Below are 12808 nucleotides of genomic sequence, written 5' to 3' on the forward strand. Positions count from 1 at the left end.
GGTGGCCAAGCTCGGCACGAGTAGTCAGGAGATCGGCAACGTGGTCAAGGTGATCACCTCGATCGCGGAGCAGACGAACCTGTTGGCGTTGAACGCGACGATCGAGGCTGCTCGGGCGGGTGAGGCGGGCAAGGGGTTCGCTGTGGTGGCCAACGAGGTCAAGGAGCTTGCGCAGGAGACCGCTCGGGCTACCGAGGACATCGCGCGTCGGGTGGAGGCGATCCAGGGTGACACGGCGGGCGCGGTGGCGGCGATCGGGGAGATCGCGGCGATCATCACCTCGATCAACGACTACCAGCTCACGATCGCTTCGGCGGTGGAGGAGCAGACGGCGACGACGAACGAGATGGCGCGCAACGTGGGTGAGGCCTCGGCCGGGTCGGGTGAGATCGCGGCGAACATCGCCGGGGTGTCGGCGGCGGCCGATGGCACCACCCACGCGGTCAACCAGACCCTGACCGCCATCGCGGAGCTGGCCCGGATGTCGCAGGACCTCCGGACCGAGATCTCGCGGTTCCGCCGGGTCTGACACCGCTACCCCGCGACCGTTAGCGTCGGCTGGTGCCGTACTCCGTCGTCGGTGGCCCCGCGCTCGGCTTCGACCTGACGCGCCTCGCCGGCGGCGACCAGGTCGCCGCCGTGCTGCGGGCCGCGCTCGCAGCGGGACCCGACGAGCTCGGGCGGCTCGCCGCGTGCCACCCGGGCGCGACGCCCCGGGCCGCGTGGGCCCGGGCCCGCGCCGCGGTCCCGACCGGGGCCTCCCGCGACGACACCACCGGCGGTGAGACCGCCGTGCTGCGACGGCTGGAGACGAGCCTCCTGGGCGACCAGCACGCGCTCGACCGGTTCGTCCGGCGCGACGTTCTCGACTGGACCTGGCTGCACAGCGGGCCGATGGCCGTCCAGGACCCGGTCGCCGCCGACGCCGCCGACGTCCTCGCCGACGCGGCCGTGGGCGGCTACCTGCGTGGCCGGTTGGGCGACGACGACCGCCGGGCGATGGCGGCGCCGTTCGTGCGTGCCGGCCTTCCTGCCCGCGACGGCGCGGCGCGGACCGGCGTCGCGGAGGTCGACCGGCTGCTCGAGGTCCTCGTCGGCGCGGATGAGCCCGCGCGGCGAGCCTGGCGCGACGTGGTCGACGGCCTCCGCCTCCACACCGCGCAGTGGGCGCCCGCCATGCACCAGGCGACCTGGGCGCTCTCGATGACCGAGCGGCTCCGCCTCTCCTGCGACGTCCACCTGTCCGGCGTCCTGGCCTTCCGCCGGGCCGGCTTCACGGCGCGGGACGCGGCGTACGGCGTCTGGAACGCGCTCGCGGGCGTCCTCCAGGCGACCGCCGTCGGCGACCTCCTGCCCGCCTCCGAGGCCGAGGTGCTGCTCCGCCCGTGGCACCGCGTGTACGGCACGACCTAGCGGTCCACTCAGGTCGGGCGCCACACCGCCGATCAACCCCGCATGACCATCCGGGTGCTCGTCGTCGACGACTCGGTCGTCATCCGCAGGCTCGTGTCCGACCTGCTCTCCGAGGATCCCGACATCGAGGTCGTCGGCACCGCTGTCAACGGCCGTGCCGGCCTGCAGAAGATCGCGCAGCTCGACCCGGACCTGGTGACCATGGACATCGAGATGCCCGAGCTGGACGGCATCGAGACGGTCCGCAGCCTCCGGGCCTCGGGCAACCGGGTGCCCGTGATCATGTTCAGCACCCTCACCGAGCGCGGAGCCGCCGCGACCCTGGACGCCCTCGCTGCCGGTGCCTCCGACTACGTCCCGAAGCCGGCCAACGCCGGCAGCGTCGGCCGCTCGATGGAGCTGGTGCGCGAGGCGCTGATCCCGCGCATCAAGTCGCTGGTCCCGCGCGACCCCTCCTTCTCCGGACCGCTCGGCCGGGTCGCCCCCACCGTGGCTCCGCCGCTCCGCCGCCCCGCTGCGCGGCCCGCCGGTGGGCACCGCCTGCTCGTGATCGGCAGCTCGACCGGCGGCCCGGAGGCGCTCAGCACGCTCTTCTCCTTGCTGCCGGCGCTCCCCGTCCCGGTGGCCGTCGTCCAGCACATGCCGCCGCTCTTCACCCGCCAGTTCGCCGCGCGCCTCGACCGCCAGCTCGGCTTCGAGGTCGTCGAGGCCACGGACGGCCAGCTCCTCCGGCCGGGCACGGTCAGCATCGCGCCCGGCGACTTCCACCTCGAGGTCGTCTCGGAGGCGCGCGGCCTCGTCACGCGGCTGACCCAGGCACCGCCGGAGAACTACTGCCGCCCCTCCGTCGACGTGCTCTTCCGCAGCGCGGTCGCGGCGGTCGGACCCGCGGTCCTCGGCGTCGTGCTCACGGGCATGGGCTCGGACGGCCGCCACGGCGCCCACGAGATCGTCGAGCGCGGCGGCAGCGTGCTCGCCCAGGACCAGGCGAGCGCCGTCGTCTGGGGCATGCCCGGTGCTGTGGCGAACGCCGGCCTCGCCGAGCAGGTCCTGCCGCTCCGCGAGATCGGGCCGGAGCTGCTCCGTCGCCTCGCGCCCGAGCGGACCCCGCTCGCCTCGACGGGAGCTCGGTCATGACCATCAGCCCAGACGCCTTCACCTTCGTCCGCGAGCTCGTGCGCGCGGAGAGCGCGATCGTGCTCGACCCCGGCAAGGAGTACCTCGTCCAGTCCCGGCTCGTCTCCCTGGCGCGTACGGCGGGTCATCGCGACGTCGACGCCTTCGTGAGGGAGCTGTCCACGCGTCGCAACCCGGCCACGCTCCGGCTCGTCGTGGAGGCGCTCACCACGAACGAGACCTCGTGGTTCCGAGACTCCGACCCGTTCACGGCGCTGCGCGAGTCGGTCTTCCCCACGCTGGCCGAGACGCGGCCGCACCGGCAGATCCGGGTGTGGGCGGCAGCGTGCTCGAGCGGCCAGGAGCCGTACAGCATCTTGATGACCGCGCAGGACACCCCGGAGCTGACGGGCTGGAAGGTCGACATGCTCGCGACCGATCTCTCCCAGGAGATGCTCGACCGGGCCCGCAGCGGTCTGTACTCCCAGCTGGAGGTCAACCGCGGCCTGCCGGCCACGACGCTGGTCCGCCACTTCGAGCGGGCGGGTCTCAGCTGGAGGATCAGCCCGGCGCTCTCGTCGCAGGTGCAGTTCCGCCAGCTCAACCTGATGCGCCCGTTCCCCCCGATGGAGAGGTTCGACGTGGTGTTCCTGCGCAACGTGCTCATCTACTTCGACCTGGCGACGAAGCAGGACATCCTGCGCCGGGTCCGTCAGGTGATGGCACCCGACGGCCACCTCTTCCTGGGTGCGGCCGAGATGACCATGGGCGTCGACGACGCCTGGGAACGAGTACCGGCCGGAAGTTCGTCGGTCTACCGGATCAGAGAGGAACACCGCTCATGCGTGTCTTGATCGTCGACGACTCGCGGGCGATGCGCCGGATCATCGGCCGCATCCTCGGCGACGCAGGGTTCGAGGTGCTCGAGGCCGGCGACGGCCAGGAGGCCATCGACGTGCTCGAGGCCCAGACCCAGCTGCCCACGCTGGCCTGCGTGGACTGGAACATGCCCGTGATGGACGGACTGACGTTCGTCACCGAGGTCCGCAGGCGCCCCGAGTGGCGAGCCATCACGCTGATGATGGTCACCACCGAGAGCGAGTCGGACCGGATCGTGCGAGCGCTGGCCGCCGGCGCCCACGAGTACCTCATCAAGCCGTTCACGGCCGACGCCATGGTCGAGAAGCTCGACCTGCTCGGCCTCCTGCCGGTGTCGGTGGGCGAGCCGTCATGACCCGCGTCGCCGCGCCCGACGAGGCGCTCGTCCACGCCGCCATCGAGCAGGTCTGGGGCTCGATGCTCTTCTCGGCCGCCGAGCCCTGGCCCGCCGGGGTCGCCCCGGAGTTCGAGACCGGCCTCCAGGCGCAGATCGAGCTGCGCGGTGACTGGAACGGCCGCCTGGTGCTGACGTGTGACAGCGGCGTCGCCGCTCAGATCGCCATCGCCATGCTCGGCGTCGACCCCGACGAGGCGCTGCCCGAGGACGACGTCCACGACGCCGTGGGCGAGGTCCTCAACATCGTCGGGGGGAGCGTGAAGGGCGCCCTGGGCGGCGTGCTGGCCCTCGGCCTGCCCGGGGTGAGCGAGACCTCCGCGTCCCCGGCGTCCGACGAGTGTCTCGTCGTCGCCTGGCGCGGAGCCCCCGTCTTCGTCCAGGTCGTCCCGGACGCGGCCTGACCCTGCAGCCCCGTCGTACCACGAGAAACGAAAGAGCCCAGAAATGAAGATCCTCATCGTCGACGACAGCCGCGTGATGCGCCAGATCGTGTTGCGCACCCTGCGCCAGGCCGGCTTCGGCAACCACGCCTTCGTGGAGGCCTCCGACGGCGCTGAGGCGCTGGACAAGGTCATGACCGAGCGGCCGGACCTGGTCCTCTCCGACTGGAACATGCCCCACAAGACCGGCATCGAGCTGCTCGGGGACCTCCGGGGCACCGGCAACCAGGTGCCGTTCGGCTTCGTGACGTCGGAGGGGTCGCCGGAGATGCGGCAGACGGCCGAGGCCGCCGGCGCGATGTTCCTGATCGCCAAGCCGTTCACCCCCGAGTCCTTCGAGTCCGCCCTCGCCGGCGTGCTCGGTTGAGGAGCGACCCATGGACCTCCCCGACCGCAAGCAGATCAAGGACGTCTTCGAGGGCCTGCTCGGCCGCGACGTCGCGATCCGTGACGGCCGGCCCGTGCTGATGGACATCCCGAAACCGGTCGTCGCGACGTACGTCGACGACGCGCACCGCCTGCGTGCCGTCGTGGTGATGGACCTGGCCCTCGCGGCCCACGCCGGCGCCGCGCTGGCCCTCATGCCGAAGGGCGGGGCCGAAGCTGCCGTCGAGGACTGGAGGCTCCCGGCGAACCTCTACGAGAACGCCGCGGAGATCCTCAACGTGCTCGCCGCGCCGCTCGGTGAGGCGTCCGGCGTGCACCAGCGGCTCTCGGCGACCTTCGCGCCCACCGACCCGGTCCCGGCGCACGTGGTCGCCTGGGCGGCGACCCTGGGAGCGCGAGAAGACGTCAGCCTGGACATCCAGGGCTACGGCACCGGCTCGCTCTCGGTCGTGGGAGGCCACGCCGCCTGAGCCGTGGGGTGGGATGGGGGAGGCCCGCCGTACGCTGGTCCCCAGCATGAGCACCTCCATCCCGCTGCCCGGAATGCCGGCCCACGACCGCACCGAGGAGACCCCGCCCCGCCGCGGCCCGACCCGGGACGAGCTCCTCGAGGGGCTCAACGAGCCGCAGCGCGCGGCCGTGGTCCACGAAGGCGCGCCGCTGCTGGTCGTGGCCGGTGCCGGCTCGGGCAAGACCCGGGTGCTCACCCGGCGGATCGCCTGGCTGATCTCCGAGCGCAAGGCGCACCCCGGGTCGATCCTCGCGATCACGTTCACCAACAAGGCCGCGGCCGAGATGAAGGAGCGGGTCGAGGACCTCGTCGGCAAGCGCGCCCGGATCATGTGGGTCTCGACGTTCCACTCCGCCTGCGTGCGGATCCTGCGCAAGGAGATCGACAAGCTGGGCTACAAGTCCAACTTCTCGATCTACGACGCTGCCGACCAGAAGCGGCTGATGGCGCTGGTCGCCAAGGACCTCGACCTCGACCCGAAGCGCTACCAGCCGGGTGCGCTGCTGCACTGGGTCTCCAACCACAAGAACGAGCTGCGCGACGCCGAGGACGCCACCAAGGACGCGCACAACAAGCTCGAGGAGACGTACGCCGCGGCGTACACGCTCTACGCGCGCCGGCTGCGCGAGGCGAACGCGCTCGACTTCGACGACCTGATCATGCTCACCGTGCACCTCTTCCAGCAGTTCCCCGAGGTGCGGGAGACCTACCGCCGCCGCTTCCGGCACGTGCTGGTCGACGAGTACCAGGACACCAACCACGCGCAGTACGCCCTGATCCACCAGCTCTGCGCGGACACCCTGGAGGAGACCGTCGCCGCCGGCGACCAGCCGGCGGAGCGGGTCGAGCCGGCCGAGCTGATGGTGGTCGGCGACGCCGACCAGTCGATCTACGCCTTCCGCGGGGCCAACATCCGCAACATCCTCGACTTCGAGCAGGACTTCCCGAACGCCACGTCGATCCTGCTCGAGCAGAACTACCGCTCGACCCAGACGATCCTCACCGCCGCCAACTCCGTGATCGGCCACAACAAGGGTCGCAAGCCAAAGAAGCTGTGGTCGGACGCGGGCGACGGGCCCCGGATCGTCGGCTACGTCGCCGATGACGAGCGCGACGAGGCCCGTTTCGTCTCCGAGGAGATCGACAAGCTCACCGACGACGTCGGGCTGCGGCCGGCCGACGTCGCCATCTTCTACCGGACCAACGCGCAGTCTCGCGTCTTCGAGGAGGTGTTCATCCGGCTCGGCATGCCCTACAAGGTGGTCGGCGGGGTGCGCTTCTACGAGCGCCGCGAGGTCCGCGACGCGCTCGCCTACCTGCGGATGCTGGTCAACCCGGCCGACCAGGTCTCGCTGCGCCGGATCCTGAACACCCCCAAGCGCGGCATCGGCGACCGGGCGGTCGAGTGCGTGCAGGCACTGTCCGACCGGGAGCAGATCACGTTCTGGGAGGCGCTGCGGCGGGCCGAGGAAGCCCCGGGGCTGGCCACCCGCTCCCTGACGGCCATCCAGGGCTTCGTCGCCATGGTCGAGGAGCTCCAGTCGATGGTCGACGCGGGGGAGCGGGCCGACGTGGTCCTCGAGAGCGTGCTCGCACGCTCCGGCTACGTCGCCGAGCTCGAGGCCTCCGACGACCCCCAGGACGAGACCAGGGTCGAGAACCTCGCCGAGCTGGTCGCGGTCGCCCGGGAGTTCTCCGACGATCCCGTCGCCGGGCCGTCGGCCGACCCGACCGACGTCGATGCCGGCATCGTGGCGCCCGGGCTCGCCGACTTCCTCGAGCGGGTCGCGCTGGTCGCCGACACCGACCAGATCCCCGACGCCACCGACGACGCCGGCGTGGTCACCCTGATGACGCTCCACACCGCCAAGGGGCTCGAGTTCCCGGTCGTGTTCCTCACCGGCCTCGAGGACGGCGTCTTCCCCCACGCCCGGGCGCTCGGGGACCAGCCGGAGCTCGAGGAGGAACGCCGCCTGGCGTACGTCGGGGTCACCCGGGCCCGCGAGCGGCTCTACATCTCGCGCGCCGTGGTGCGCTCCGCCTGGGGCGCGCCGTCCCACAACCCCGGCTCACGCTTCCTCGACGAGCTCCCGGTCGACCTGGTCGACTGGCGTCGCACCGAGGCCGCCCAGACCCGCTGGGGCCGCCCCGACCTCGCCAGCGGGTCGCCCGCCGCCGCGCGGCTGGGCACCCCGACCGAGGCCGGTCGGCGCAACTTCTCCTCGGCTGCGCTGCGCGCCGACGCCGCCGCGCGGGCCAAGCCCGCGCGCGAGATCCCGAGCCTCGAGCCCGGCGACCGGGTCGTCCACGACTCGTTCGGCATGGGCACCGTGGTCGCGCTCGAGGGCGTCGCCGACAAGACGGTCGCCTCGGTCGACTTCGGGTCCGAGGGCGTCAAGCGGCTGCTGCTCCGCTACGCGCCGGTCGAGAAGCTCTGACGCACTCGTTGGTCGAGTGGCGAGCGCCGGCGAGCGTATCGAGACCCGGTGAGGTCGTCAGCGCTGTCGGCTGGGTCTCGGTACGCCGGTCGCGACCTCGCCGTTGGGCGAGTCCGCTGACGCGGCCTCGCTACGGCTGAAGCCCGTGCACGACCAGGGCCTCGTAGGGGTCGACCGGGTCACCGGCGCCCGGGCGGACCTCGAGGTGGAGGTGCGGACCGGTCACGTTGCCGGTCGAGCCGACGTAGCCGATCAGGTCACCGGCGTGGACCTCCTGGCCCGCGCTGACGGTGTACGACGTCTGGTGGCAGAACCACAGCTCGGTGCCGTCGTCGAGGGTGATCACGGTCTTGTTGCCGTAGGCGCCGTCGTAGCCGACGGACGTCACGACGCCGTTGGCGATGGCGTGGATCTCGGTGCCGCTGGGCGCCGCGAAGTCCAGGCCCGTGTGGAAGTGCGACCAGAGGCCGCTGTACTCGCCGAAGCCGGCGGTGAGGTGGTAGCCGGAGACCGGCAGCACCCACTGGTTGAGGCGGAGCTTGGCGGCCTGCTGCTCGGCCTGCTGGGCGAACTTGGCGAGCGCGGCGTTGCGCTGCTCGAGCTGGTCCTCGGCCTGGGCGACGAGCTCGGCGTCGGCAGCGTCGGCGAGGGCGTCGCGACGGGAGTCACGGCTCACGGTCTGGCGGTCGAGCGTGGTCACCCGGGAGACGTCGCTGGCGCCGCTGAGGGCGCTGGCCTGGCTGAAGCGGGGGGCGTCGTCGGCGTCGAGACCGCCGTTGGCCGCGGTCAGGGCCCCGCCGGCCGAGATCGCCAGGGCGGCGACGCCGAGGAGGATCGGCGGGGACGGCAGGCCGCGGAAGAGCGAGCCGCGGGACGCCGTGTGGCGGTGGGCCACGCGAGCACCGGCGCGGGCCGCCGCCTCGACGACCGGGGCCGACGCCTCGGGAGCGGGAACCGGGGCGGGCGTGTCAGCGGTCCTCACGAGCTTGGCGGACCGCACCGGCTTCTCGGCCCGGCGTTTGCCGCCGACAGGGGCGGGTATCGCAGGGGTGATCGGCGTCGCGAGGTCCGAGGGACGGCGGCCGGGGCCGCGACGTTCCGCTCGGTGGTTACCCATGAATATTTGCTCCGCTGCTCGGGGTTCAGACGGCGAGGACCGACTGTAACGGACAGATCACGGCCCGGAGAAACCTTCGGCAGATTCCTGTGGAATCTTTGCGGTTGTGGAGCGTCTCCCGAGAGGTGTCTCGAGGTTCCTGTCGGCGTCGTGCCGCGCCGAATCCTCGACCCCGAGGCTCTACCAGGGTCCCGCCGACGTGGCGAGGCTCACGCCGTCGGCTAGCCTGCCTGCATGGCCTCGACAGTCTCGACCCAGCGGATCCGGATCGTGGTCGGCAAGCCCGGACTCGACGGTCACGACCGGGGTGCCAAGATCGTCGCCCGGGCCCTGCGCGACGCCGGCCACGAGGTGGTCTACACGGGGCTGCACCAGACGCCGGAGCAGATCGTGGAGACCGCGATCCAGGAGGACGCCGACCTGATCGGCCTCTCGGTGCTCTCCGGTGCCCACATGACGCTCTTCCGCAAGCTCGTCGACCTGCTGGCGGAGCGCGACGCCTCCGACATCGTGGTCTTCGGCGGCGGGATCATCCCCGAGGAGGACATCCCGGTCCTCGAGGAGATCGGGGTTGCCAAGGTGTTCACGCCCGGAGCCACGACCACCGACATCACGAGCTGGGTCGCCGAGCGCTTCGCCGGCTGAGGCTCTCCGGACGGCCCGGGGCAGTGCCTCACGTCACGTCCACCCGCCCTCGTCGTACGCCCGGACACGGGTCTAAGGTGCAAAAGACACCCCTTGAGCACGTGGTGGCGTCTTGCGCGCCTGCCCGCTCCGACAACAGGACATGGTGGATCTGTGGATCTGATGGAATTCCAGGCGAAGGAACTCTTCGCCAAGCACGGCGTCCCGGGCACCCCGGGCATCGTCGCCAACACGCCTGAGGAGGCGAAGGCCGCCGCCGAGAAGCTCGGTGTCTGCGTCGTCAAGGCCCAGGTCAAGGCCGGCGGTCGTGGCAAGGCCGGCGGCGTCAAGCTGGCGAAGACGCCCGACGAGGCGTTCGAGCACGCGACGAACATCCTGGGCATGGAGATCAAGGGCCTGACGGTGAACCGGGTGCTCATCGCCCCCGCCGCGAGCATCGAGGAGGAGTACTACTTCTCGTTCCTGCTCGACCGCGCGAACCGTCGCTACCTCTGCATCGCCAGCGTCGAGGGTGGTGTCGAGATCGAGGAGGTCGCGAAGACCAACCCCGACGCCGTCAAGCAGATCCCGATCGACCCCGGCGCCGGCGTCGACGAGGCCAAGGCCCGCGAGATCGTCGCCGAGGCGGCCTTCCCCGAGGCGCTGACCGAGCAGGCCGTGCAGACCGTGCTCGCGCTGTGGGAGGTCTTCGTCGAGGAGGACGCCACCCTGGTGGAGGTCAACCCGCTGGCCCGCCTGGCCGGCGACAAGCTCGAGGCGCTGGACGGCAAGGTCTCGCTCGACGAGAACGCCGAGTTCCGCCACCCCGAGCACGCCGAGTTCGAGGACAAGGCCGCGGCCGACCCCCTCGAGGCGAAGGCCAAGGAGAAGGGCCTCAACTACGTGAAGCTCGACGGCTCCGTCGGCATCATCGGCAACGGCGCGGGCCTGGTCATGTCGACCCTCGACGTCGTCGCGTACGCCGGCGAGGCGCACGGCGGCGTGAAGCCCGCGAACTTCCTCGACATCGGTGGCGGCGCGTCCGCCCAGGTGATGGCCGACGGTCTCGACGTGATCCTCAACGACGCGCAGGTCAAGAGCGTGTTCGTGAACGTCTTCGGCGGCATCACGTCCTGTGACGCGGTCGCGAACGGCATCGTCGGTGCGCTCGACATCCTCGGCGACGAGGCCAGCAAGCCGCTCGTCGTACGTCTGGACGGCAACAACGTCGAGGAGGGCCGCCGGATCCTGAACGAGAAGAACCACCCGCTGGTGACCCTGGTCGACACGATGGACGGTGCGGCCGACAAGGCCGCCGAGCTCGCGAACGCGTAAGGGACGAAGACATGTCGATCTTTCTGAACAAGGACTCCAAGGTCATCGTCCAGGGCATCACCGGCGGTGAAGGCACCAAGCACACCGCCCTGATGCTCAAGGCCGGGACCCAGGTCGTCGGCGGCGTCAACGCCCGCAAGGCGGGCACCACCGTCAGCCACGTCGACGCCTCCGGCGCCACCGTCGAGCTGCCCGTCTTCGGCTCCGTGAAGGAGGCGATGGCCGAGACCGGCGCCGACGTCTCCGTCGCCTTCGTGCCGCCGGCGTTCACCAAGGACGCCGTCATCGAGGCCATCGACGCCGAGATCGGGCTCCTGGTGATCATCACCGAGGGCGTGCCGGTGCAGGACAGCGCCGAGTTCTGGGCCTACGCCCAGGGCAAGCAGACCCGCATCATCGGCCCGAACTGCCCCGGCATCATCACGCCGGGCGAGGCCCTCGCGGGCATCACCCCGGCGACCATCGCCGGCAAGGGCCCGGTCGGTCTCGTGTCGAAGTCCGGCACGCTGACCTACCAGATGATGTTCGAGCTGCGTGACTACGGCTTCTCGACCGCCATCGGCATCGGCGGCGACCCGATCATCGGGACCACCCACATCGACGCCCTCGCGGCGTTCGAGGCGGACCCGGAGACCAAGGCGATCGTGATGATCGGCGAGATCGGTGGCGACGCCGAGGAGAAGGCCGCGGCCTACATCCAGGAGCACGTCACCAAGCCCGTCGTCGGCTACGTCGCCGGCTTCACCGCTCCCGAGGGCAAGACGATGGGCCACGCCGGCGCCATCGTCGCCGACGGTGCGGGCACCGCGCAGGGCAAGAAGGAGGCTCTCGAGGCCGCCGGGGTCAAGGTCGGCAAGACGCCGTCCGAGACCGCCGAGCTGATGCGAGAGATCCTCAAGAACCTCTGAGCTCAGTCTGGTCGTCGACCCGTCCACCGGCAGGTGGGCGGGTCGACGTCATTTCAGCTGATGGCGCGTGGCGGTGACGACACCCTCGATCTCGTGAGCGGTCCGGCGACGCTCCCGGGCGGCCTCGCGCGCGGGGTGCCGGCCCGCACCACCCTCGTTGTACGTCAACGCCAGCAGCACGGCCGTCCCGACCCGGACCACGTGCGTGACCATCAGCCCGGGCCGCGGGGAGCCCCGGTAGGTGTACGTCGTGGTGACGATCCCGGCGGCGTCGCCGAGGTGGCCGCGCTGCACTGCGTGGTGCCCGGTGTCGTCGCGCGGCCCTTCGCGCGGGCAGTCGCGGTAGAGGTCGAGCAGGCGCTCGGCGTACGCCCGCGCCTGGCGGAGGTGAGCGAAGTCCACGAGCTGGCGCTGCCGGTAGTCCTCGGGGTTGGTCCAGCTGCCCCGCAGCCAGTCGTCGTGTGTCGGGACCTGCGCCCGAGAGCCGCACGCCTCGGGCACCATCGGCTCCATCGACCGGCTGGGGCCTTCGCGGCCATCCTGAGCGGACTCGGCGTCGCTGTCGGGCGGGTAGCCCTTCAGCAGCGGGAAGCCGGCCGGGATCGTGTGCCGGGCGGGCGCAGGCGTCGACGCCGTGGGCTGGGCTCGTTGGTCGCCGCACCCCGCAAGCAGGAGCAGGGCACACGCTGCGGTGCTGACGAGCACTCTCATGCCCGTGGGACGCGGTCCCGGACCGTTCAGTTGCCCTCCGGGCGTGGGTGTGGCCCCGTCGGCGGTGGCCGGCGGGGTCGGTGGGTCAGGTATGTCGTGGGTGGGTGAGGTCGTTGAGGTAGATGTGGCCGTGGGGGCTGGTCCAGCGGAAGACCCGGGCTGCGACCCGTTCGTACGACCACCCGCCGTGGGTCTTGAGGCGGTGGTGGTGGCGGCACAGGGGGGCGAGGTTGCACGAGCAGGTCGGACCACCCTGGTCGTGCTCGATGATGTGGTCGGCGTCGCAGGACCTGGATGGTCGGGTGCAGTGCGGGAACACGCAGGTGGGGTGGGTCAGCATCACCTGCTCCCGCAGCAGCGGGGTGGGGTCGTGGCCCTGGTTCCACCTGTGTTCGTTGAGGTCGATGACCTGACGCACGTGCACGCTGGCGGCCTGGCACCAGTCGCGGACCTGGTCGAGGGAGTGGAACGACCTCGTGTTCTCCAGGGTGGCGAAGGGTCCGCCGTCCGAATGGACGTTGAGCACGACCTG

Annotated in this window: 15 protein-coding genes; 12 read left to right on the forward strand and 3 right to left on the reverse strand. The window is 71.3% G+C overall.

All coding sequences use genetic code 11. The features are described from left to right. From PD653B2_RS22235 to pcrA, 9 genes are all read left to right on the forward strand, one after another. Positions 1-529 (forward strand): methyl-accepting chemotaxis protein (locus tag PD653B2_RS22235; RefSeq protein ID WP_242665405.1); only part of this gene is annotated, 529 nt, incomplete at its 5' end. Between the two features lie 32 nt (positions 530-561). Beyond that, on the forward strand, positions 562-1413 hold the full coding sequence (locus tag PD653B2_RS22240) for a hypothetical protein (RefSeq protein ID WP_085874615.1): 852 nt from the start codon (positions 562-564) through the stop codon (positions 1411-1413). Positions 1414-1455: 42 nt separating this feature from the next. After that, entirely contained in the window at positions 1456-2550 is a 1095-nt protein-coding gene (locus tag PD653B2_RS22245; protein ID WP_085874616.1) for a protein-glutamate methylesterase/protein-glutamine glutaminase, read from the forward strand. Further along, positions 2547-3383, forward strand: coding sequence for a CheR family methyltransferase (locus PD653B2_RS22250; RefSeq protein ID WP_085874617.1), 837 nt, complete (start codon positions 2547-2549; stop codon positions 3381-3383). Before PD653B2_RS22245 ends, PD653B2_RS22250 begins: the two co-directional genes overlap by 4 nt. Then, entirely contained in the window at positions 3371-3763 is a 393-nt protein-coding gene (locus tag PD653B2_RS22255) for a response regulator (protein WP_085874618.1), read from the forward strand. The genes PD653B2_RS22250 and PD653B2_RS22255 overlap by 13 nt, the downstream gene beginning before the upstream one ends. Next, the gene (locus tag PD653B2_RS22260; RefSeq protein WP_085874619.1) at positions 3760-4206 is read left to right on the forward strand and encodes a chemotaxis protein CheX; all 447 of its coding nucleotides are present in this window, start codon (positions 3760-3762) and stop codon (positions 4204-4206) included. Before PD653B2_RS22255 ends, PD653B2_RS22260 begins: the two co-directional genes overlap by 4 nt. A gap of 43 nt (positions 4207-4249) precedes the next feature. Further along, positions 4250-4612, forward strand: coding sequence for a response regulator (locus tag PD653B2_RS22265; protein ID WP_085874620.1), 363 nt, complete (start codon positions 4250-4252; stop codon positions 4610-4612). Positions 4613-4622: 10 nt separating this feature from the next. Further along, entirely contained in the window at positions 4623-5102 is a 480-nt protein-coding gene (locus PD653B2_RS22270; protein ID WP_085874621.1) for a hypothetical protein, read from the forward strand. 46 nt (positions 5103-5148) lie between these two features. After that, a complete protein-coding gene (pcrA, locus tag PD653B2_RS22275) occupies positions 5149-7581 on the forward strand; it encodes a DNA helicase PcrA (protein ID WP_414689176.1) in 2433 nt (810 codons plus the stop codon). Positions 7582-7711: 130 nt separating this feature from the next. Here the strand turns inward: pcrA and PD653B2_RS22280 are convergent, their stop codons facing one another. Beyond that, complete coding sequence (locus PD653B2_RS22280) at positions 7712-8563, reverse strand: M23 family metallopeptidase (protein WP_165763583.1); 852 nt, start codon at positions 8561-8563, stop codon at positions 7712-7714. Between the two features lie 369 nt (positions 8564-8932). Here PD653B2_RS22280 and PD653B2_RS22285 point away from each other — a divergent pair, with 369 nt between their 5' ends. The 3 genes from PD653B2_RS22285 to sucD all read left to right on the forward strand — a co-directional run bounded on the left by PD653B2_RS22285 (position 8933) and on the right by sucD (position 11565). Continuing rightward, a complete protein-coding gene (locus PD653B2_RS22285; RefSeq protein WP_085874624.1) occupies positions 8933-9343 on the forward strand; it encodes a cobalamin B12-binding domain-containing protein in 411 nt (136 codons plus the stop codon). Between the two features lie 153 nt (positions 9344-9496). Next, positions 9497-10657: an ADP-forming succinate--CoA ligase subunit beta gene (gene sucC / locus PD653B2_RS22290; RefSeq protein WP_085874625.1), complete on the forward strand. Its 1161-nt coding sequence runs from the start codon at positions 9497-9499 to the stop codon at positions 10655-10657. Positions 10658-10668: 11 nt separating this feature from the next. After that, the gene (sucD, locus tag PD653B2_RS22295; protein WP_085874626.1) at positions 10669-11565 is read left to right on the forward strand and encodes a succinate--CoA ligase subunit alpha; all 897 of its coding nucleotides are present in this window, start codon (positions 10669-10671) and stop codon (positions 11563-11565) included. 48 nt (positions 11566-11613) lie between these two features. Here the strand turns inward: sucD and PD653B2_RS22300 are convergent, their stop codons facing one another. Both PD653B2_RS22300 and PD653B2_RS25220 read right to left on the reverse strand, forming a co-directional pair. Further along, entirely contained in the window at positions 11614-12276 is a 663-nt protein-coding gene (locus PD653B2_RS22300; protein WP_133059078.1) for a hypothetical protein, read from the reverse strand. A gap of 85 nt (positions 12277-12361) precedes the next feature. Next, positions 12362-12808, reverse strand: a 447-nt coding sequence (locus PD653B2_RS25220) for an HNH endonuclease signature motif containing protein (protein ID WP_207568287.1), incomplete at its 5' end; no start/stop codon positions are given.

Source organism: Nocardioides sp. PD653-B2 (assembly GCF_002117935.1).
In the GTDB taxonomy this organism is placed as follows: Bacteria; Actinomycetota; Actinomycetes; order Propionibacteriales; family Nocardioidaceae; genus Nocardioides.

What these genes read in the sequence shown, in the direction of transcription:
- PD653B2_RS22245 (WP_085874616.1), top strand. Translation starts at nt 1,456, where the DNA reads ATGACCATCCGGGTGCTCGTCGTCGACGACTCGGTCGTCATCCGCAGG.
- PD653B2_RS22250 (WP_085874617.1), top strand. Translation starts at nt 2,547, where the DNA reads ATGACCATCAGCCCAGACGCCTTCACCTTCGTCCGCGAGCTCGTGCGC.
- PD653B2_RS22255 (WP_085874618.1), top strand. Translation starts at nt 3,371, where the DNA reads ATGCGTGTCTTGATCGTCGACGACTCGCGGGCGATGCGCCGGATCATC.
- PD653B2_RS22260 (WP_085874619.1), top strand. Translation starts at nt 3,760, where the DNA reads ATGACCCGCGTCGCCGCGCCCGACGAGGCGCTCGTCCACGCCGCCATC.
- PD653B2_RS22265 (WP_085874620.1), top strand. Translation starts at nt 4,250, where the DNA reads ATGAAGATCCTCATCGTCGACGACAGCCGCGTGATGCGCCAGATCGTG.
- PD653B2_RS22270 (WP_085874621.1), top strand. Translation starts at nt 4,623, where the DNA reads ATGGACCTCCCCGACCGCAAGCAGATCAAGGACGTCTTCGAGGGCCTG.
- pcrA (WP_414689176.1), top strand. Translation starts at nt 5,149, where the DNA reads ATGAGCACCTCCATCCCGCTGCCCGGAATGCCGGCCCACGACCGCACC.
- PD653B2_RS22285 (WP_085874624.1), top strand. Translation starts at nt 8,933, where the DNA reads ATGGCCTCGACAGTCTCGACCCAGCGGATCCGGATCGTGGTCGGCAAG.
- sucD (WP_085874626.1), top strand. Translation starts at nt 10,669, where the DNA reads ATGTCGATCTTTCTGAACAAGGACTCCAAGGTCATCGTCCAGGGCATC.
- PD653B2_RS22300 (WP_133059078.1), bottom strand. Translation starts at nt 12,276, where the DNA reads ATGAGAGTGCTCGTCAGCACCGCAGCGTGTGCCCTGCTCCTGCTTGCG.